Origin of the sequence: Novipirellula aureliae, assembly GCF_007860185.1 — a bacterium.
Taxonomy (GTDB): domain Bacteria; phylum Planctomycetota; class Planctomycetia; order Pirellulales; family Pirellulaceae; genus Novipirellula_A; species Novipirellula_A aureliae.
In genome coordinates, this window is record NZ_SJPY01000003.1 from 301,840 (window position 1) to 322,574 (window position 20,735).

Below are 20,735 nucleotides of genomic sequence, written 5' to 3' on the forward strand. Positions count from 1 at the left end.
GCTTGATTTTAGGCTTGGCAGAATAGTGGCGGGGGCATCTTTCCCCAGTAAGGCAGCGGCTGGAAGCCACAGTCACGAAAGCTGCTTACCCTCCTTCTTCGTGGTCACAAAGCCAAGGCCTCCATAGCACGAGGCCTCAATAGGTTGTTCCAGGCCGACGCCATGGCAGATTGTCATCACCCATTGAAGGTGCATCGCCAACGGGCTCGGTAGAGGGGCCTGGCAGCGTCGATGTTGGTGGTTGCTCAAATCGCTGGGCGGCCTGGAAATTGGGGTTTGGAGCCATTTCAACCGCGGGGACCGGTGCATTGTAGCCTTGGCTTACCGTCGGCTGCACGGCTTGCATTGGGGGCGAATAAGTCGGCAACGTCGCTGTGGCCGAACCCGTCAAGTCGTTCACCTGCATCCCATTAAAGCGAAGGCCCGAAGCGACCGACTGATTTAAATTAGAAGCGTTACTGGTCGGCGAATTTGTATTCGTCTCGGTCCATCCCACCGTGGCGATGCCTGAACCGATTGGCGTTTGACTCCCCGCGAACCCCGAAGCGGACGAATTTCCGGCAAACGGTTGGCTGTTAAAACCATTCGAAGAAGAGGCTGGACCGATGCTTGAAGTTTGACCGTAGGGTACAAATGCTCCCGCTTGGGTATTCGCTGAATTACTTGGTGGCGGTGGAACACGCGTGGGAGCACTTAGTGACCCCATCGCGGCGGACGCATTCGCAGACGAGGCACCAATCGGGCTCAGGCCGACGGGGGCCAGCGGTCCGATAGGAGTTAAGGGGCTGCCAGCGGTCGAGCTGCTCGTTTGCCGGCAACCAGCAACGGCGAATACGAGCAGGAAGGTGCAGGCTGCGAAGCGTGTTTTTCGCATTTCGAGTACCGAAGAGTCGAAGGAAATCGGGCAAATTTGAATGGATACTCGAGCTTTAACAAAAATCTACAAATTTCGGAAATAGCGATCGCAACGTTATTTGCTAATTATTCTATCGTTTGTTCAAACATTCCTGCCTACACGGCGACCGTTTCTTCACGACGGTTTACAATGGTGCCAGCAGACCTAGCCTTCTCCTTTTTGACTTGCCAGGATTATCAAGGAATTATCGATGTCCAGTAGTAAAAAACCTTCTAAATCAAGCCCGATTCCGCCATCAGCGATCTCGGCGGCCGAGGACAATCGGTCCGTGATGATGGCTCGGCTCAAGGCGAGCTTGCTACATGAAAAGAAAGAACTCGAAGTCGACAAAATCTTCCGGGCACTCGTAAAACTCGAGGGCTCTGACTTGCACCTTAAGGTTGGCCAGCCACCGATGGTCCGTGTGGGGGGAGAGCTGAAAGCCCTCAACCGACCGCCAATCAATAACGAAGAAATGGTCGACCTGCTGATTCCAATGATGGACGAACGCAACCTAGCGATTTTCGAAGCCGAGGGGGGAGCTGACTTTTCACACCTGTGTCATGTGGATGGCACCCAGTGGCGTTTCCGTGTCAACACGCTCAAATCGCTTGGCAACATCGGCTTGGTGGCTCGACGCATCAGTAACTGGATCCCCGATTTCCGTGGTCTCTATCTTCCTGATTCCATCGAGACCCTTTGCCATTTCGATCAAGGCATGGTCCTATTGGCGGGGGTGACCGGTTCGGGGAAAAGTACGACGATCGGATCGATGCTGAACTATATCAATAGTATATACCGGAAACACATTTTGACGTTGGAAGATCCGATCGAGTTTATTTTTACCGAAGACAAGTGTTTGATTAATCAGCGAGAAGTTGGACAAGACGTCAAGGACTTTTCGATTGGCATGAAGCACGCGGTTCGTGAAGACCCCGACATCATTTTGGTCGGCGAACTTCGCGATGAAGAAACGTTTATGACCGCAATTCATGCCGCGGAAACGGGTCACCTGGTCTTTGGCACGATTCACGCGGCGAGTGCCGCGACAACCATCGGCCGTATTTTGGACTTGTTCCCCGAAGAGATGCACAATGCGATCCGCTCGGCGATCGCCTTCAATATGAAGGGGATCGTGGCTCAGAAACTGTTGCGCAGCATCAAGCCAGGCGTCTCGCGGGTACCCACTTGCGAGGTGATGACGTTCACCCCGATGATTCGAAAATTGGTGCTCGAAGGGCAAGACAACAAGTTGCCCGACGCCATTCGGATCGGTGCCGAGGATGGCATGCAAGATTTTACGATGAGCTTGAAAGGCTTGATTGATGACGAATTGATTGATCGCCCCACCGCGTTTGCGGTCGCCCCAAACAAAGACTTGCTCAAGATGGCACTCAAGGGCATCGACGTGAAAGCACCAGGAATCATCTAATGGTTCGCTGGTTTGGGTCTTGCTAAAGATCCTCGCAAACGTTTTGCATAGCAGATTACAATAAACAAAAACTTTACTTAGAGAACTGTGAAGCCCTGATGGCCGAAGAAATTGAACTCCAATTATGGCAAACCGTTCAGCCGGTTGAATTTATTCCCGAAGTCAAGGATCGAAACGAAGCGCAAGCTTTGCTGATCTCAACGAGACAAGGCGCCGGATACCAAATCGCTGGAGGACAACTCTCCCATGCGATCCAATCGCGAGCGACCCATGTGCTAATGGATTTTTCCCAAAATGCCTGTGCGATCCGTTACCAAGTCGACGGTAATTGGGAACAACTTCCGCCGCTCGACCGCGAAACGGGCGATGCGATGTTGTACGCTCTTAAACAATTGTGTTTGCTGAACCCTGCCGATCGACGTAGTGCTCAAACGGGCAAGATGAAACTAAAGTTGGCCAAGGACAAGTATCGGCTGACGATGCAATCGCAAGGGGTTCCAACCGGCGAGCGTGTCTTGACGAAGATCGAAGCCGAAAAGATTCCGTTTGAGAACTTGGCCGACCTTGGCATGAGAGATAAAATGATCTCCGAGCTGAAGGAACAACTCAATGCACCAGGCAATCTGGTCGTCATCACCGCCCCGAAGAGCGAAGGTTTGACCACGTCCTGGGATGTCGTCATGGGAGCAGCCGATAAGTTTGTACGCGACTTTCAAGCCATTGAAGATCAAGCGACACCCGAGCCCGAAATCATCAACGTTAGCTCAAACTATTACGGTGGCGATACCGGGATAACCCAACTCGATTTGCTAAAACGCATGATCTTGAAGGAACCCGACGTCTTCGTCTTTCCCGAATTGCCTCAGCCTGAATCGTTACAGTTGGCACTTCAGCAAGTTGCCAAGTTGGAAAAGAGTATTTACACACGATTCGTTTCTGACAATGCGATGAATGGACTCGTTCAATTGCTCAACAAGTACAAGGACTCGGCAAAAGAAATCGCGGGTGCGATCGGTTGCGTTCTGAACCAACGATTGGTTCGACGACTTTGTGACAATTGTAAAGTCGGTTTTGAGCCACCACCAAAACTACTGGCCCAACTTGGCATTCCAGCAGGCCGCGTCGCGATGTTGTACCAACCCTTCGTACCTCCGCCAATCGAACAGCAGGTCGACGAGAATGGACGCCCGGCACCAATCGAACCCTGCCACGCATGTGCCGGTCGCGGCTACATGGGGCGAATCGCTATTTTCGAATTGCTGAGACCCGGCAAAGAATTGCGGGCCGCTGTGTTGAAGACGCGTGATACGGGACAACTCTACAATATCGCCAAACAGGAAGGTCATCGAGGCATTCAATCGGAAGCCGTGTTGACAGTCGCGAGAGGCTTAACAAGTTTGGACGAACTGAAACGAGTTTTCTCAAAACGGTAACCTACGGTTTGTCGATTTAGTGATCGACCGTTTTCGCTCCGTTTCCATTCGATCGAAATGTCCGCTTGTACGTTCCCATCCGCATGCCACTCCTTGTCAAAACGGGTACTGGCATCACATCGCGTTTTGATTTGCGAGAGCGTGGGGAACTTCGCAGGGGGTAGCAAGATGGGGGTAGCAAGATGGAGACTAGCCCGGATTATTCATGGGCTCGCATAAGGTTTCGATAACTCCCATGCAGCAAAGCGTTTGCGTTCATTGGTCGAAAAACAGTCTGCGCATTAGCCGTTTTGGCGCTAGCGGGCTGTCGATTTAATCGTTTAACGCTTAGCCGAAGGCGTCAGCTTTTCCATAATCGGTCGCCTATGGCTTGGCGTTAAACAATAAGTCGAGTCAAACCGATTAAATCAGCAGGCCGCTAGCGGGCTGTCGATTTAATCGTTTAACGCTTAGCCGAAGGCGTCAGCTTTTCCAAAAGCGGTCGCCTATGGCTTGGCGTTAAACAATAAGTCGAGTCAAACCGATTAAATCAGCAGGCCGCTAGCGGGCTGTCGATTTAATCGTTTAACGCTTAGCCGAAGGCGTCAGCTTTTCCATAATCGGTCGCCTATGGCTTGGCGTTAAACAATCAGTCGAGTCAAACCGATTAAATCGACAGGCCGCTAGCGTCCTGCGGCTGATGCTTTTGGTAAACTCGTTGGGGAAGCATCGTTTCAAATGAGGGGGCAATCTGTCATGAATCATGACGATCCGATCGCGTTCTTCGTCACGTGGACGGTCTATGGAACTCATCTCCAAGGTGATTTTCGGGGCTGGCGGCGTCGGGGCGCTGGCCAACAAACTCCACAACCATTGCTCGCGGCGTGGCACGCCGATCGGCTGAAACATCCGATCGTTTTCCTATCCGCAACAATGAGAAAAGTTGTTGAGACTCAGTGCCGAAAACACCGTGAACATCGCGGATGGAAACTCTGGGCTGTCAACGCACGCACCAATCACGTGCATGCCGTCGTGACTGCTGCGGGATACAGGGGCAGAACAGTTCGCGATCAGCTGAAGGCGAGCTGAAGGCGAATTGTACTCGTGGATTATGAGAGCAATGGGACCAGTTTTTTGATCGCCCAGTTTGGACAGTCGGCGGCGATTGGGAGTGCATTCACAGCGCGGATGATCTCGAAGAAGTGATACGATACGTGCAGGATGCACAGGATCGAAAGCATCTCGAATAGTGGGTTGCTATAATCCGGGCTAGGAGGCCATCAATACGGGGGAGAGAGGGGGGGGACTAGCAAAACCGCCCCATTCCCCTATTCCTCTTGGCCCTAACGACCGGCGATTGTCGCATTGACAAAAGAGGGAATCACTCTCGCCAGCGGATCGTACGTGAAAGTCTTCCACGATTCGCGAAGGAACTAACGAATGGTCAATCAGAAAAGAACAGCAATATGTCGAAGCAGCGATGGAAGACTTGGCGAAAACGATTGATGGTGGTTCCACCGATCGTTTTGGCGATCGTTGTCTATGCATGGCTCGTCAAGCATTCTCCTCCGTTGCAAAAACAAGCGGAGAACGAGTCCGCTCGAATTCTAGAAACCATGGTGGTCCCGCGCCTTGACGTTCGCCCGAAAGTCAGCGGATTCGGGACGGCCAAGTTCGCTCGGTCTTGGAGAGCGGTCACGCAGGTCGAGGGCCGGATTAACAAAATCCATCCCGAGCTGCGTCCTGGAGCGATGATTCAAGCTGGCGAACTGTTGTTGGAGATCGACGATTCCGACTATCGCTCCCGAGTGGCTGAATTGAACGCGACGATTGACCAGCAAGACGCTGAGATTCAACGACTTGAACAATCGATCCAAAACAACCAGAAGAGTCTCTCCATCGAAAACGAGGCCTTGGCGATCTTGCAGCGAGAATACGAACGCGAACAAACGCTCCATTCCCAGCAGGCCGGTTCAGGTGCTTCGATCGACTCGAAACGTCGTGAATGGTTGAGTCAGCAAAAAGTGGTGCAAGATTTGATAAACAACACAGCGTTGGTTGCGCCTCAGATCAAAGCATTGCAGGCAGCCAAACGTCAATTGGCCGTCCAAATAGAACAGGCCCAACGCGATATCGAAAGGACGAAAATCACCGCTCCCTTCCGAATGCGAGTGGGAGAGGTTCAGTTGGAGGTCGGGCAATTTGTCGGCGTAGGCGAAACGCTTTTCATGGGCTATAGCGATGCCGAAGTAGAGGTTGAGGTTCAATTGCCGTTGCTGGACATTCATCGGTTGTTTGTTTCGCAGTCCGAGGGTGTTCCATCCCAACCTGAATTCGACAGCGAGGATTTCCAGCAAGTCTTTTCGTTTGACGCTTTGGTCAAAGTCGCTGGCGTGGAAAGTCCAGTGTTGTACCCAGGGCGATTTCTGCGGGTCCGTGAAATCGTCGATTCACAGACAAAAATGGTGGGGTTCGTGGTTGGCGTGGAAAACGTTTTACCGCCTGATCAAGAAGTCCCCACGCCGCCGTTGCTCGAAGGTGCGTTTTGCGATGTTGACGTTTTTGGAAAGACTCTCGCCGATCAGGTGGTGATCCCGCGAAGTGTGATTCGCAATGATTCGGTTTACCTGGTCGACGAACAAAACCGATTGGCGATGAGAACGGTCAAAGTCAGGTTCACTCAGGACGACTATGCGGTGATCGCATCGGGGCTTGAGGGTGGCGAAACGCTTGTCATCGCAAATCCATCCCCCGCGATCATCGGAATGCTAGTCGACCCGATCGAGTCCCTCGAGAGGACGGAAAGCCTTGTCCATTCGGTTACCTCCGACGCGCAATCGAAGCGTTTCAATGGGGAAAGCATGCGACCGCAGACCAGCCCATGAAACTCATCATAACGCATTGCCATTGTTCGCTCGTTTGTCGAAGTACCGTTTTCCGTCTTCGTCTTGAAGCAAACGCACCGTCGGCCCTTCGACCTTGTTTGGTATTGGACTCCTTTTCATGCTAGAAAAATTCGTCAATCACCGAACGTTGGCAAACCTTCTAATGCTGACCTTTATCGGCTTGGGGCTTTACGCCATCCCTAAGCTCCAGAAGGAAACGTTTCCGAACTTCGACAGTTCGGAAGTGCAAGTTGTAATGACGTATCGTGGCGCCTCTGCAGAAGACGTCGAACAGGGAATCTGCTTGCCAATCGAAGATGCGCTCGACGGCGTGCAAAACATCAAAAAGGTTACCTGTTCAGCCCAAGAAGGCAGTGCGTCGATTGTCGTCGAGATTGACGAGGGTGCCGATATTGCCACGGCGCTCCGTGACATTGAAACCGAAGTGGAAGCGATTTCGGACCTCCCCGAGGGAGCAGAAGACCTGATCATTACCGAGCTGAATCGCTCCGACTCGGTCATGACGATTGCCGTGACCGGCCCAATCGACGAGGATTCGCTGAAAGATTACTGCGAAGGCTTCAAGCAACAGATACAGCGGTTGCCGGGTGTTTCGCTAGTGGAAATCCAAGGTTTCTCGGATCGGCAACTTCGCGTTGAATTGGATGCCGAGGCGCTGCGACGTCTCGGGCTATCCGCTGAAATGGTTGCCCAAGCCGTGCGAAGTCAAAACCTGGACGTCCCGGTTGGCATGATCGAGTCCAAGGAAGAGGACTTGCTATTGCGATTTGTCGAACAAAAACAACGGCCGGAAGAGATCGAAGAGATTGTCATTCACGGTGTCCCCGGTCGCGCCGAAATTCGCATCCGTGATATCGGGCGAGTGGTCGATGGATTCGCGGACGCCGAGCAGAAAGCTTGGCTCGATGGCAAACGAGCGGGCATCATTCAAGTCAACAAAACACGATCCCAAGACACGACCAAGATCGCTGAAGTCGTTCGTGATTTTGTCAAAAAGGAGCAACAACGCCAACCACAATTGCGGATCGCCATCACTGACGATTTTTCGGAACTGATCATGCAGCGATTGGCCCTGTTGGCAAAAAATGCGTGGCAAGGCATCGCTTTGGTTTTCCTGATGATGTGGATGTTCTTTAATCTACGGCTTTCCTTTTGGGTCGTGATGAGTTTGCCGGTGTCATTCATGGGTGCATTCTTCATGCTGCCAATGCTCGGACAAAGTCTCAACATGATGTCGTCGGTCGCGATTTTGATGGCGACCGGGATCCTCATGGACGACGGAATCGTGATCGCCGAGAACATTGCACGACACGTATCGCTCGGCAAGAATTCCATGCGGGCTGCCGTCGACGGGGTCTCCGAGGTAGCCGGCGGAGTGATCTCCTCGTTCTTGACGACTTGCTGTGTGCTGGGCCCCCTGTTTGTATTGGAGGGACATATCGGCAAAGTCCTTCGTTTGATTCCCATCGTGCTGCTGACCACGCTGGTCATCAGTCTTATCGAAGCGTTTCTCATTCTTCCCGCTCACCTTGGACACGCGCTGAAGCATTTTGATATCGAAAAAAGCGATGGACTGCGAGGCAAGATTGATAGCGCCGTCGATTGGGTTCGTGAAAGCGTGTTCGGCAGCGTGATCGATTGGGCGGTGCATTGGCGGTACCTTTCGATTGGCTTGTCCATTGCCACCTTCATTCTGGCCTTGGCGATGGTCGCTGGTGGAATTGTGAATTTTACTCCCTTCCCAAATTTGGAAGGAGACATGGTCGAGGCCAGGATCCTGATGCCGCAGGGAACTCCGCTAGCCAAGACCGCAGAGATCGTTCGGCATATCAACGACGCAGCCACACGGGCAAACCGACGGTTTCCAGATCAACCCGAGGGCAAGGATCTCGTGCAAACGGTGATCTCAAAGTTCAATGAAAACCGTGATGCGGGCGAAACCGGTCCCCACGTCGCGACGGTGTCGATCCGGATGCTCCAACCCGACGAGCGAAAGACTTCGACGGCGGAGTTCATCCGAGCATTACGCGAAGAAGTGGGGCAAGTTCCCAATGCGATTTCGGTGACCGTCGCCGAAGCGACAATGGGACCAGCCGGTCGCGCCGTGGAAGTGCTGTTCAAGAGCGACGACTTAAACGCGGCTCAAGCCGCCGCCATCGAGTCACAACAGTGGCTGGCCCAATTTAGCGGTGTCTACAACTTCAACATCGACCTGCGACCGGGAAAGCAAGAGATCCGTTTGCATCTGAAACCCGATGCGGTGGCGTTGGGACTGAACGTCCAAGCAATGGCAAGCCAACTCAGCACCGCTTTCCAGGGCACAAAGATTAGCGATATTCAGACAGGAGTCGATCAGTATGAAATCAATGTCCAGCTCGCACCCGAGAGCCGAAACACGCTGGAGTCGTTTTACGACTTTCAGTTCGTCCTTGCGGGCGGTGCCCAGGTTCCATTGCAATCCGTCGCCGATTTGGAAATGACCTACGGTTGGTCCAAAATCTCCCGCGTCGATGGTTGGCGGACCGTAACATTGATCGCCGATACCGACACCGAACTGGTCAACACCACGAACCTGATGCGTGCGTTTCAAACAGACTTCCTCCCGCAATTGAATTCCAAGTTCAACGGCGTGACAGTCACCCTGGGTGGCGAAGCAGAACGTTCAAGTGAAACAGGATCGTCCATGGCGTCTCTGTTTCTTCTGGGCCTGTTTGGCGTCTATGCAATTCTGTGTTTCCAGTTTGAGAGTTGGTTAGAACCGTTCGTCGTGATGGCGGCGATTCCGATGTCGCTAATCGGCATGATCTTTGGGCACATGTTGATGGGCATGGAAATCTGCATGCCCAGCCTGATCGGCTTTGTTTCGCTGGCGGGTATTGTGGTTAACGACTCGATTCTGTTGGTGCTGTTTCTAAAAAAGGAACGATCGGAAGGAAAGCCGAGCCACGACTCCGCTCGCAACGCTAGCCGCCTTCGTTTTCGAGCCATCATGTTGACGAGCTTGACCACGATGGTTGGCTTGCTGCCACTGACCCTCGAAAAAAGCACGCAAGCACAGGTGCTGATACCGACGGCGGTTTCCATCGTTTTTGGACTAATGAGTTCGACCGTTTTGGTCCTGATCGTCATCCCCTGTATCTACGTTGTCCTCTGCGATTTGGGGATGATCAAGTCGGATGACCACGACGCAAGTTCAACGCACGGTCTCGCCGACTGAAGAAAGAAAATAAAAACGATTTGAGCAAGGGCTGGGTCTGGGTGCTCAGAACCAGGGCGTGTCAGCAATCTGTATCGAGCAAGTAAAACCGGTTCTCCTACCGTCCTTTCAGGACTTCAAATGCAACGGATTCGCGACCCCGGACTCGCATCCGGGGCTTGAACCTACCGTGGCTTCGCCACTAAATCAGAATCCGTCCTTCACATTTCAAAAAGCCCCTCGCCAAACTGCGTTTGAGGAGAGCGAAGAATGGTGCGATCCGCGAGAAGTGTCAATCATTTTGCAGGTTTGTCTGGAGTGGGAAAAATCTTTGCCTCTTCCACATGATAGATGCGTTGGCATGCCTCGCAGTAGAGATACCACTGATACCAGAAAGCTGCACCGGGCCGATGTTTTTTGGTCTCGCGACGAATCAAAGGGGTTTGGCACTTACGACAAAGGTCACCCACCTTTTTGAGCTTTGAACTTGTCGTCATGAGCGTCGCCGCGTTCACCACCGCTTTCGCAGCTTCGGCTGGAACTTTCTGCTTTTCCGAAAACCCTTCATCGACTCGTAATTCGTGACCATGGATCGCTTCACTAGCGAGCGCATCGCAGCGTTCGTTGTCGGCAATACCTGCATGTCCTTTGACCCACACCAACTCAACCTCATGTCTCAAGTAGGCATCAAGAAATCGCTTCCATAGATCGACATTCTGTACCTTCTTGCCCCGCCATTTCTTCGCAGCTAGCCGAAACAACATACCCAAGTTGACGTAGTCAATTACGTAGCGGGAATCGCTGTGCAAACGAACGCGGCAAGCCGCCTTGAGTGCCTCCAATCCCTTGATCGCCGCCAACAGCTCCATTCGATTGTTACTTGTCCACCGAAACCCTTCGCTGATTTCCTTGTAAAAGTCTCCGCTCCTCAGCACGACTCCATACCCGCCAACTCCTGGATTCGGTTCCGCTCCACCGTCGGTGAAGATAACCACCCGTTTTGATGTGGCTTTTTCATTTTGTGACGGGAAGAATGTAAGATTGATTTGTGGAATGCGAGCGAATGCGGATAGAAAACGCAGCTTGAAATCGGCACTCCCATTCTTCAAATCCGCCTGGAACTGAGGAATGGCAACCGACTTGATTCCCATTCGTAGGACATGCTCGGTCAATTGACCGATTCCCGATTCGAAAAATGCAATTCGAGCTTTACCACTGGGGTGAACTCGCGTTGCCAAGAAGAAAACACAACGGGGCACTTGACCGGGGCGCTCGAGCGTCAGCAGCCGACCGGGTTCGACGTGGCCCTCGTCAAAGAATTTTCGAAACGATAGATAAACGTCGGGCAGACAACGTTGGATCGCATGATGCAGATCACCTACAAGATTACCGAGACAATCGACTTCGATGAGCAATGCATCGGCTTGGATTTTTGTCAGTTCATCGTCGCTGTAGTGAATCATCGAGAGTCGATTATTCTAAACTTCACAACAGTAAGCTAGCCCCCTTTTCGCCATGTCACCATTCGTTTGTCCCGACAGCCGACTCTTTAGCGTTTCCTCCGCGAAGCGTCCATTAGCGTTTTTGCTGCAACAGCCACGAATAGAATTCGGGGTCTTTGTAGGTCTTCGTCCATGAATCATGCCCCGCTTCAGGATAAATCGTCAGCTTGACGTCCTCGGCTCCCACTCGCTTCATTGCATCGATCATGCTTTCGGATTCTGCCAGCGGAACGACAGGGTCTTTTCCTCCATGAAATGCCCAAACGGGAAGTTTTTTGAGAGCGTCTTTTCTTGATCCGGCGGCAAGGACCACCGAAAGTCGCTCGCCTCCGCCACAAATAGGGGCGATCGCTGCAAACCGTTCAGGATTCGAAATCCCCAGACTCCATGTGCCGAAACCGCCCATGCTTAGTCCCGTCAGGTAGATTCGGTCGGTATCGATGTTATGCTTTGAAAGGATCTCGTCCAGCAGTCCATTGAGTTCTGCGACATCCCACGTTTCATTTTTTGGGCATTGAGGTGAAACCAGCACGAAGGGGAAATCCGGATCGGACTCCACCTGCTTCGGCGGTCCGTGAACCTTGACCCGTTCAAGGTCATTGCCACGTTCGCCCGCTCCGTGCAGAAACAAAATCATCGGCCAACCGTCGGCTCGCTCGGCATCGTAATCCTTTGGCAAAAACAACAGGTAATCCAATTCCTGTTTCAATTCGATCGTGCGACTGAATTTTTGAGCTGTCTGAACGACTTGCTTCGGCTCTTCCGCGGCGGAAAAAGAACTCATAACGACCATCGTGATACAAAGGACCAGATTCGGGATCGGGATCATAGCGGAGTGAAACGGATCGAAGAACATCGGGGTAGGCTCGGGTGTTGGCAGGTAAGGGCGTCAACCATCTGGAGAAAACGCCCCCAGAATCGATAATCGATTTTATCGTCATTTATCGCAACCGTCGATGAGTGTTACAACATTGGCACGATGACACCATCGAACGAAATGCATGCCCCCCGATAGACTGGCGTCCGAGTACTTTGAGCGGAGCCCTTTTCATCACTTATCCGCCAGCCCGATGGGCTGGGTTAAGTAATCGATGGAGCTTTGCCCCTGATTTTGCGATTCGTACAGAGACGACTCGCTAGAAGCCTAGGCTATGTTGATCGCGGCCCTAACAGGAAAAAATCCAAAACCTATAAATCGACGTCCTGAGAGACACCGCTATAGGAAAGCGAATTCATTCACAGGCTAGTGCTTCAACCAGATTAAACATTAGGGTTGGTCGTAGTGGACGAGACCTTGATGCAGCACGAGGAGCAAAAGGCGACGATGGCTAAGCCTTAGCGGAGCTCGCGGATGGTGACACTGTATCCGCCTTCGTTATCACCTCTTTCACCGACAGCGTCGTTGATCTTTAAAACGAGCCACGATTCTTTCTCACAACGAATCCGCTGGGTCGATTCGACGGATACGATCTTTAGCGGCTCGTCGCTTCTGCCGCCACTCGACCTTATCGGAACGAAGCAGGCGACACATTGACCGAGTGGTTTGCCGTCGACGTAGCGAATTGTAACGCCGCCAGGCTCACTGAGCCACGATTTTTCAGCTTGTTTGGCAATCGTACATCGTCCGCTGGCACTGATTTGAAACTCGGTTTGTGGTGGCACTCGAATTCCGACACTCTGCCATCCTCGTGTCGCATCCAAGTTTCGTTCTAATACCGCACCGTTCCAGAGAGGATCGGACATGCTGAGCCCCACTCGGTTGCGATCCCATTCGAAGCCGTAATTCAGATCGCTGCATAAGAGTCGCCAGCGAGCCGAGAGAACGGGCCACTGTGGCAACAGACGTTGATAGAATTGGCGAGTAAAGTTGATACTGGTGTCACGTCCTCCGCGCGCAGCCGATAGGTAGGCTGCTTTGTACTCGGGGTACTCACACAACATCATCACGACTGCCCAGCACCATGCGTAACTTTCTGCGTTGGCTTCGAGGTTACCTTGATAGCGCATCACCGTTTCGATGCTAGGTATCGCATTTTCGTTTCGTCGCTTTTCGATCAATGAGATGCGTCCCCAGTAGGGAACAGACTCTTTGTTCTTTGGTAGGACCCCAACGACCACCGATTCACCACTGGATCGATGCGTGCCCAGTAGCTCGGCGGTTCCTTCCGCAAACCAAGACGGCCCGGTGCCACCGAAACCGTGGATCACGAGAGCGTGGACCCCTTCGTGGAGCAGCAGATGGCGAGTATAATAGGCGCTTGGTTGCAGCATGACCCAGACGGTATCGCGATAGGCGAATCCTTGCGTGAACGAGGGAACCCGCTGCGGCAAAAGTCCTGCCGCGACGAACGCCGCTCTGTCTTGCATAACATAGGCGTTGATGCTCCAATCGTTGAGGGCTTGGTCGGGAAGTTCGAAAAATGCTTTCCATGCGGCAACGGCGGTATCGAACGATTCGACGAGCTGCATCGCATCGAGCTGCGAGGCGGAAACATCGGTTGTCAGCGTAATGTGGCGACCGCGAGTCGTTTGGAACTCCGCAGCCGTGGTATCATGGCTAACGGCCAAACCTGTAAACCAAATTACGTTAGCGTGCCACAACAATGCGACAAAGAAAGCTTGAAGTCTTGATCCGTTCATCCCTGCAGTTTACTCGGTATTGCTCGGCGATGTCGATAACGATGTCAATGACAGTGGCGTTTCTAAGCACCCTCACTCTCATTTCGGCGTCGGGCTGTGTCTCGCGGACAGAGCAAGACGTCGTCGTCTATTCGGCACTTGATGAAGAATTTGCGACACCGATTCTTCATGCCTTTGAAAGATCGACCGAAACGGCCGAAGGAAATGCCGTCAACGTGGTAGGCAAGTTTGATGTCGAATCGACAAAAACAGTTGGTCTAGTGACACGCATCATTGCTGAAAAAGACAAACCGGTATGCGATCTGTTTTGGAACAATGAGATCATGCACACCGTACGGCTACAGAAACTGGGCCTCTTAAAACCACGATCGTGGGCGGTTGAAGCAGGGTGGCCCAAGAACATGATCGCCAGTGATGGAACGTGGTGCGGTTTTGCAGCGCGAGCACGCGTGTTGATCCTAAACACCGATCGGATTCCAGACTCCGCCAACTACCCAACTTCCGTCTCCGAACTATCCGATCCAAAGTGGAAAGGGCAATGTGCATTCGCTCGCCCTTTGTTTGGAACGACGGCGACTCATTTTGCGGTACTGCGAGAGAAGAACGGGCGAGAGGAAACGCTGGAAGAACTTCGCCGCATCAAGGAAAACGCCGTCACCTTGTCAGGCAACAAACAAGTTGCGTTGGCAGTATCGGCAGGCACCGTCAGTTGGGGATTGACCGATACGGACGATGCGATCATTGAAAAGGATCGTGGCCGACCAATTGCTATCGTTTTTCCCGACCAATTGCCTGAACAAATCGGGACGCTGCGTATTCCTAATACCGTCGCCGTTTTGAACAATGCACCGCATCCCGTTGCAGCCGAGCTTCTAGCCGACTACATCGTATCGCCATCGACAGAAGACCGGCTGGCGATGGGAGACAGCAGCCAACTACCGATTTCGAAAGCAAGCGATTTTCCTCCGCGAGTCATGCCGACGACTCCGGTACGCTGGATGGATGTCAATTTTGAAGCTGCCGCCGATGGATGGGAAGAGTGGGCCCAAGAAGTATTGGCGATTTTTTCGCCATGATGACCGGCCAGAACGACTCTGAACTTTATTCAAAATCAGCAAAAAAAGATCTTAACGACGCCTTGAAACCTGGCACAAGAAATGTATATGGTGCAACTCTTGTCTGAGTGACCTTTCGCTTCCAAACCACCTTTTGGTCCGGTTGGAGCGCAGGGATCGCGATTCCCCTTTTCTATCTAAGCTATTCACGCCGCGTTTCGCGGTCTTTGCGCCGTTTTATCGCTGCTTCGTCGTCCGTTTCACAAAATGACTCACGTTCCTCGTCTCAGCGTGTGTTTACGGATCGACTTCGAAGTTGCCAATAGCGTTTGTAAAACATTCCATCGATTTGGAAGTTTTTACAATCCGAAACACCAGCGTGAATGACTTGACTTTTCAAGAAACTATTCGCAGATAAAGGAGTTGTCATGCTGAGTACTCTTTGTATTGCAGGCGGAGCCGTCGCACTTTCAGCCGTAGGGGTTGCCGAATCTTGGTGGCATACCCGAAATCTGAATCGCATTCCCATTCGGATCCACGTCAACGGAACACGCGGCAAATCAAGTGTGACGCGGTTAATCGCAGCGGGACTTCGCGCTGGAGGTGTTCGCACTTGTGCAAAAACCACCGGCACCGTTCCTCGAATGATTTTCCCAGATGGCAGTGAAGCATCCGTGTTTCGTCCCTCCCGTGCCAACATCTTGGAGCAACGACGGGTCGTCCGCGCTGCTGCTCAGCTCGGATGCGACGCATTGGTGGTCGAGTGCATGGCTTTGCAGCCCGAACTGCAATCGATTTGTGAACTGAAGCTGGTCAAGTCGACTCATGGGGTGATCACCAACGCACGAGCGGACCACTTGGACGTCATGGGACCAAATGTGATGGGTGTCGCCCAAGCCTTGTCGGGAACCGTCCCTGTTGGCGGAACGGTATACGCCGCCGAACAACAGTGTGGGCCGCGATCGGTGATCGAAGCGGCGGCGAAGAATCGAGGCTCAAACATGGTTTCGATTCTGGATGATGCCGTCGCGGATGTCACTTGGGAAGAACTGGGAAAGTTCTCGCATATCGAACATCCTGATAACGTTGCCTTATCGCTGAAGGTTTGTGCTGATTTGGGTGTCGACCGTGCAACGGCACTTGCGGGAATGTGGTCGGCAACGGCGGACCCAGGCGTGATGCGAATGTTCCACGTCGCCGATGCCGGCCAAGACATGACGTTTGTCAACGCTTTCGCAGCGAACGATCCGGAATCGACGGGGCACAGTTGGAACTCCGTGGTCGACCGCTATGAATCGGTCGAACGCCGGATCGCGTTGTTCAATTGTCGCGAAGATCGTGCCGATCGTTCACTACAATTGGCGGACGCATGCGTTCGGTGGCGTCCAGCGGATCACTATGTCTTGTCGGGAACGGGTACCGAAATCTTTGCTCGCCGAGCGTTTCAACAAGGGATTTCAAAAGATCGTTTGACGTGTGCCGATTCGCAGCCTGCAGCCAAAGTGATGGACGTTCTCAAAGGACATTCAGGTCGTTCGTCGATGGTAATGGGAATGGGCAATATCGCGGGCCCCGGCATGGAACTGCTCGACTACTTCAAACGAATCCAAGTGGTTCAAGAGAAACAAGCTCAAGAATCGAATCGTTCGTATGACCTCGTATGCCAAGGAGCGGCTTAATGGATCCTACACTTATCGCAATCGCTGTCGGCTTAATCGTCAGCCTTGTCGTTACGGAAGTCCTCGGCCTCAGCGTCGGAGGCATGATCGTTCCCGGCTATATCGCTCTGTCACTGCATCAACCGATCGCCGTTGTCTTCACGGTCTTGGCCGCGGCGATGACTTGGTGGATCGTTCGCCGGATATCTCAACATGCGATCGTGTTCGGTCGCCGCCGTGTCGTGATTACCATATTGGTGGGATTTGCAATTGGCATGACAATTCGATCGATTGCCGCCGCGGTGCTGGTTTCGGGGGCCCCCGAAGCGATGACGCCGATGGTCATGATCGGTTTTATCATCCCAGGGCTGATCGCACTGTGGTTCGAAAGGCAAGGGTTTATCGAAACCTTATCGCCGATGCTTTCGGCGGCGGTGATGGTCCGGTTATGCTTAATTCTCATTGGTATGGAGACCTTTTCATGAGCATTCAAAACACAAATACAGCCGCTGCACAGCGGCAACCGTCCCAAGTGATGTACTGGAGACCGAAGCAGATCTCACGCAAATGGCTGACCTTCTCGATGCTCGTTTCTCTTTTTGGAATGATGTTAGTGGAATCGCTGCCTCGAAAGATTGCACCCGAACACAGCGAGACGTTGAAGGCGGCGTCGCTGAAGGCGAACGAGGCGTTTCGCTTGATCGGTACGGCTCGAAAAGAACAAGGGCATAAGGTAATCGAAAAGCTCGATCCACAAGCTTCACACTTGATTGGCCCCTCGATGTCGATGGTAACCAGTAAACTGGGATCACTGGAGTCGAAACAAACATCAATCAATCCGAACTTTTCAGCCGTTGTCGTCCAATGGCTACGCGATGCCGGTGTGAAACCAGGCGACAAGGTGGCGATTGGTGCGAGTGGTTCATGGCCAGCGTTAAACATCGCAGTCTATTCAGCTTGCGAGACAATGCAGCTAAGGCCGACCATTGTGTTGTCGGCGGCATCGAGTCAATATGGCGCCAATTCACCCGACATGATGTGGCTCGACATGGAACGCCTTCTGAATGAAGCAAAGATTTTCAGTTTTCGCGCCGAAGCCGTATCGAGAGGCGGGCTCTACGACCAAGCATCCGGCATGACGGAACAGACAAAGCAACTCCTCTTTGAGGCTGGCGACCGAAATGGTGTCCCGCGTTTATCCGGCGACACTTTGCGGGATTCGATTCGTGAGCGGATGGTGATCTACGACCATAATGAGTCGAGTGCCACTTATGCTGCCTACATCAATGTCGGAGGCGGATCGGCATCGATCGGTGGGTCGACCGGGCACGAGCTATGGCCAGGAGGACTTTACAGCGAAATGCCCGAAAGCGATGAGATTCCTGATTGCGTTGCCACACGAATGCTCTCGAAAGGGATTCCGCTGATCAACGTTGGCAATGTCAAATCGGTCGCCAAGCGTTACGCAATGCCAATCGCCCCGATCACGCTACCGCGGGTTGGCGAGGGAAATGTGTATTCCCAAGGGGTCTACCGAACTTGGTTGGTAGCGTTCGTGCTTGCACTCAGTTGGATCACAATGACCATCACCGTCGCTCCCGAAAGGTCACTCCGCTTTGTGCAAAAATTACGAGGCCATAACCACCCCCGTATCCCCGAGCAAGTGGAGTGGATGGTGTAATAGACGGTTCGACTTGGTGCCACCTCCAACGGGCTTGTCCGCAATAGCGTGAAGCTTTCTCCTGTCGAGACAAGCTCGGAGGATGGGGCAAGAAGACAAATTGGTAGAAAAAAATGATTCAGGAATGGGTCCGATCTGTGTATAACTTAGAAAGGCTTCCAATCCACACCTACCAATCGATCTTGAAGGTCGTTTCCGTTGAAAACGTCAACGCATCATGACGGCGGGTCGCATCGCCCACTCGTCGAACCCCCCGTTTTGGCAATTCCCATGGGGCGAGTGGCAGGATGCTCGCTCTACTTTTCCTATTCGCTCTTGATCGCGCTGGGGATTGTCGTTGGTATTGTTGCTACGTTCGCGGGCAATGCGGGAAACAAAGACCTGGCGTTTGCATCGACCATTGCTGTGGTCATCTGGGCAATCGGCTGTTTTTTTCAAGCGGCCGCCTACCGTCTTGGGCTGGGAGCGAATCATCACTTTATTGAAATCGGGCTGATTGGAACACGCTGGTCGAGTGGCAAGATGTCGGCAAAGCGAACCCTGCAAACCAGCGTGATGACCGTTTCGGTGATGTTGGCTATCGGTAGCAGTCTATTGTTGGCGTCACGCTGGAGTCGCGATCGATTCGATCCATTCGACGTCACACAATCCGACGTCAGAACCGGTCAGCTGGAGCATTATTTTGCAATCCCAGGATTTGATTTGGAATCACCCGGGGCATTGCTCGAGTTAGCGGGTTGGTTGTTTCTAATCCAAATCGCTGTCCAAATGTTCCCTTTGCCAAGATCGCTCGGTCGCCATCTGCTGGCATCCGCCGTCTTAAGTCTTGGCATGAAAGAGCGGGGGAGCGAGGTGAGATGGATTCACCGGGGATTGATCCTATCTGCGGTCTTTACGGCTTTGTTTGCATTCGCGATGCTGCGAAGCAACACCCCCCTTTTTGTTCCTCGTTGGCCCCTGCTGCTACTCGTTTCCATCTGGCTGGTTCGAACGTCGAGAATGTCAAGCGTTCAGAATCTGGTCAATGCGTTTTCGATCACGGCCGATGAGGAAGCGAGCGAATTTGGCATTGATGAGGCGGGCGAAAGCGGCCGAGAATCGTTTCACGATTCGATAGGTTCCAAGGCAAGATCATGGATCTCGCGACGGAAACTTCGCCGTGCGTTGACGCAAGAGCACCAAGAGGCGGTTGATGCCAGCAAGTTAGACGCTATCCTTGAACGGTTGCATCGTGACGGAGTCGAAGGTCTTAGCCGCGACGACCAAGACGTGCTACGCCGCGTGAGCGAAGCTTTAAAAAAAGCCAAACAACGTTAACAAAACAAGGCATCTATCTGTGTCGACCAAGCCGACGATCGAAATCAATAAACTGATGAACCAATTTTATGATTGGCCATCTGACGAATCCGAAGTCGGCCAGATCCAGTTGGTCGACAAGGTTCCTCCACCCTACGACCAACTGCTGGACCATCACAGTCACATGACGGTGACCGTAGAAACGTTTCATGGCGAAAAAGTGGATGTCGATGTCCTCCGGGCAAAACGCGATGCATGTTGGTATCAGCGAGAGATCACGTTGCTGACGCAACAGACAAAGCGTCCCGTTTTATACGGCATGGTCCGCCTGAATGTTGACTTACTCAATGAAGAATCATGGCGACGAATTGAGAGCAGACAAACGCCTCTCGGTCGTGTCCTGATTGAGAACAATCTATTGTGTCGTGTCGAATTGTGTGCGTTATGGCAAGTTCAAGTCGGCCCCAAATTGAGTTTGCTCATGCAGCGAGAGATCGGTGATACGATCTACGGACGGACAGCGTTAATCTATTGCAACGGAGATCCTGCGATCGAGCTGTTGGAGATCGTGCCCGCATAAACTGTTTTCTGCTGGGCTTTCGTCCGAGTGATCTAAACAGAAGTGCTCGGTCGGCTTCACCTTTTCTCGCGAACGGAAATGGTGACATCGGAGATGCCTGCTAGCGCAACTTCTCGCAGGATTGGCTCAATGCGTTCATACAAAACCTTGCCATCGGTCCGCAAACGAACCGATGCCCCTGAAACGCTGCGAGAGGAGTGTTGCTGTAAGATCGTTGGTAGCATTGCCTCATCGATCACAATGCCGCCGACCCGCCAATTAGCATCCGCGTCGACCGTGATCGTCAGCGAATCACGCTCGTAGTCGAGCGGCAAAAAGCTACTAGCGGTTGGCAGATCGACTGCCAACCGATTCTCCTGTCTGGCCAAATGACTTGAGACCAGGAAGAAGATAATCAGCAAGAAAACAACGTCAATCATCGGTGTCATGTTGGCACCGACTTCGCTTCGCTGAGAGACGTTAGGAACTTTCATCGGTTGCCG

General features: G+C 52.6%; 16 protein-coding genes. 10 read left to right on the top strand and 6 right to left on the bottom strand.

From position 1 onward, the window contains the following. Window positions 1-136: 136 nt before the first annotated feature. Entirely contained in the window at window positions 137-874 is a 738-nt protein-coding gene (locus tag Q31b_RS10450; RefSeq protein ID WP_146599633.1) for a hypothetical protein, read from the bottom strand. 313 nt (window positions 875-1,187) lie between these two features. Here Q31b_RS10450 and Q31b_RS10455 point away from each other — a divergent pair, with 313 nt between their 5' ends. The 4 genes from Q31b_RS10455 to Q31b_RS10475 all read left to right on the top strand — a co-directional run bounded on the left by Q31b_RS10455 (window position 1,188) and on the right by Q31b_RS10475 (window position 9,862). Beyond that, window positions 1,188-2,327: a type IV pilus twitching motility protein PilT gene (locus Q31b_RS10455; RefSeq protein WP_197171424.1), complete on the top strand. Its 1,140-nt coding sequence runs from the start codon at window positions 1,188-1,190 to the stop codon at window positions 2,325-2,327. Between the two features lie 98 nt (window positions 2,328-2,425). Further along, window positions 2,426-3,760: an ATPase, T2SS/T4P/T4SS family gene (locus Q31b_RS10460; RefSeq protein WP_146599635.1), complete on the top strand. Its 1,335-nt coding sequence runs from the start codon at window positions 2,426-2,428 to the stop codon at window positions 3,758-3,760. A 1,445-nt stretch (window positions 3,761-5,205) separates the two neighbouring features. After that, window positions 5,206-6,624 (top strand): efflux RND transporter periplasmic adaptor subunit, encoded by a 1,419-nt coding sequence (locus Q31b_RS10470; RefSeq protein WP_146599636.1) that lies wholly within the window; start codon window positions 5,206-5,208, stop codon window positions 6,622-6,624. A 118-nt stretch (window positions 6,625-6,742) separates the two neighbouring features. Next, a complete protein-coding gene (locus tag Q31b_RS10475; protein WP_146599637.1) occupies window positions 6,743-9,862 on the top strand; it encodes an efflux RND transporter permease subunit in 3,120 nt (1,039 codons plus the stop codon). A 275-nt stretch (window positions 9,863-10,137) separates the two neighbouring features. Here Q31b_RS10475 and Q31b_RS10480 read toward each other — a convergent pair whose 3' ends face one another. The 3 genes from Q31b_RS10480 to Q31b_RS10490 form a co-directional block, all read right to left on the bottom strand. Continuing rightward, window positions 10,138-11,304 carry an RNase H family protein gene (locus tag Q31b_RS10480; RefSeq protein ID WP_231617457.1) on the bottom strand — a complete coding sequence of 389 codons (1,167 nt, stop codon included), beginning with the start codon at window positions 11,302-11,304 and terminating at the stop codon, window positions 10,138-10,140. Between the two features lie 112 nt (window positions 11,305-11,416). Then, on the bottom strand, window positions 11,417-12,127 hold the full coding sequence (locus Q31b_RS10485; RefSeq protein WP_146599638.1) for a carboxylesterase family protein: 711 nt from the start codon (window positions 12,125-12,127) through the stop codon (window positions 11,417-11,419). A gap of 551 nt (window positions 12,128-12,678) precedes the next feature. Beyond that, the gene (locus Q31b_RS10490; RefSeq protein WP_146599639.1) at window positions 12,679-13,983 is read right to left on the bottom strand and encodes a hypothetical protein; all 1,305 of its coding nucleotides are present in this window, start codon (window positions 13,981-13,983) and stop codon (window positions 12,679-12,681) included. 29 nt (window positions 13,984-14,012) lie between these two features. Between Q31b_RS10490 and Q31b_RS10495 the strand changes: the two genes are divergently transcribed. Beyond that, window positions 14,013-15,059 carry an extracellular solute-binding protein gene (locus Q31b_RS10495; RefSeq protein ID WP_146599976.1) on the top strand — a complete coding sequence of 349 codons (1,047 nt, stop codon included), beginning with the start codon at window positions 14,013-14,015 and terminating at the stop codon, window positions 15,057-15,059. A gap of 265 nt (window positions 15,060-15,324) precedes the next feature. Here the strand turns inward: Q31b_RS10495 and Q31b_RS28130 are convergent, their stop codons facing one another. After that, window positions 15,325-15,468, bottom strand: coding sequence for a hypothetical protein (locus Q31b_RS28130; RefSeq protein WP_197171322.1), 144 nt, complete (start codon window positions 15,466-15,468; stop codon window positions 15,325-15,327). Between Q31b_RS28130 and pgsB the strand changes: the two genes are divergently transcribed. From pgsB to Q31b_RS10520, 5 genes are all read left to right on the top strand, one after another. After that, on the top strand, window positions 15,467-16,717 hold the full coding sequence (pgsB, locus tag Q31b_RS10500) for a poly-gamma-glutamate synthase PgsB (RefSeq protein ID WP_146599640.1): 1,251 nt from the start codon (window positions 15,467-15,469) through the stop codon (window positions 16,715-16,717). The genes Q31b_RS28130 and pgsB overlap by 2 nt on opposite strands. Further along, window positions 16,717-17,181: a poly-gamma-glutamate biosynthesis protein PgsC gene (pgsC, locus tag Q31b_RS10505; RefSeq protein ID WP_146599641.1), complete on the top strand. Its 465-nt coding sequence runs from the start codon at window positions 16,717-16,719 to the stop codon at window positions 17,179-17,181. The genes pgsB and pgsC overlap by 1 nt, the downstream gene beginning before the upstream one ends. Then, entirely contained in the window at window positions 17,178-18,377 is a 1,200-nt protein-coding gene (gene pgsW / locus Q31b_RS10510; protein WP_197171324.1) for a poly-gamma-glutamate system protein, read from the top strand. Before pgsC ends, pgsW begins: the two co-directional genes overlap by 4 nt. Before the next feature lie 198 nt (window positions 18,378-18,575). After that, complete coding sequence (locus tag Q31b_RS10515) at window positions 18,576-19,694, top strand: hypothetical protein (protein ID WP_146599643.1); 1,119 nt, start codon at window positions 18,576-18,578, stop codon at window positions 19,692-19,694. A gap of 19 nt (window positions 19,695-19,713) precedes the next feature. Then, complete coding sequence (locus Q31b_RS10520) at window positions 19,714-20,253, top strand: hypothetical protein (RefSeq protein ID WP_146599644.1); 540 nt, start codon at window positions 19,714-19,716, stop codon at window positions 20,251-20,253. A gap of 56 nt (window positions 20,254-20,309) precedes the next feature. Here Q31b_RS10520 and Q31b_RS10525 read toward each other — a convergent pair whose 3' ends face one another. Next, window positions 20,310-20,726 (bottom strand): ExbD/TolR family protein, encoded by a 417-nt coding sequence (locus Q31b_RS10525; RefSeq protein WP_146599645.1) that lies wholly within the window; start codon window positions 20,724-20,726, stop codon window positions 20,310-20,312. Window positions 20,727-20,735 lie beyond the last annotated feature (9 nt).